We start from the raw sequence: 517 nt of genomic DNA, 5'->3' as shown, positions 1-517 counted from the left end.
GCGAAATTCTGCCTTAGCGGTACCGTCTCGGTCACCAATCCGATCGTCGGAGCCTTGCAGGCTGGCCAGATTGAGAAAATCTCTCTCGGAGACGAGGCTAAAATACTTATGAATCAAGAAGACATAGAGAAACAGCTTGAGCAAATGCGCAAACTGGGTAGCGTCCGCTCTTCCGAATGGCAGTCCTATACCTGGAAGAATGAGCTCGCCGAGCAAAAGCGGCGGATCGGTATGCACCTTGACGAGGCGCTGAAGGATGCAGAAACCGAGCACAATCCTTATCATATGCTCGAACGAGCCATCGGGATTGCGGCAGTCTGCATGCGGCGGCTGATCGAATGTCGACTGGTGACAGATCGATTTCGCGATACGGCGCTTGAGGTTCACGAGGTGCATGCAAAGGCGGACACGGACTGGCGTGAGCCGTTCATAAGTCGCACCGCCAGCGAAATCTTCAACAACTATGACCTGACGGCCCGGTATCAGGAGAAGCGGATTCCAAAGGTCATTTCCGACA

The 517-nt window shown here is 53.8% G+C and carries 1 pseudogene; it reads left to right on the top strand.

Features of this window, described 5'->3' with window-relative positions:
- Positions 1–517 (top strand): annotated as a pseudogene (locus RCCGE510_RS32835) (hypothetical protein); the annotation flags it as partial.

Source organism: Rhizobium sp. CCGE 510 (genome assembly GCF_000292525.1).
Taxonomy (GTDB): Bacteria; Pseudomonadota; Alphaproteobacteria; order Rhizobiales; family Rhizobiaceae; genus Rhizobium.
This window is presented reverse-complemented; position numbering and strand designations above follow the sequence as displayed.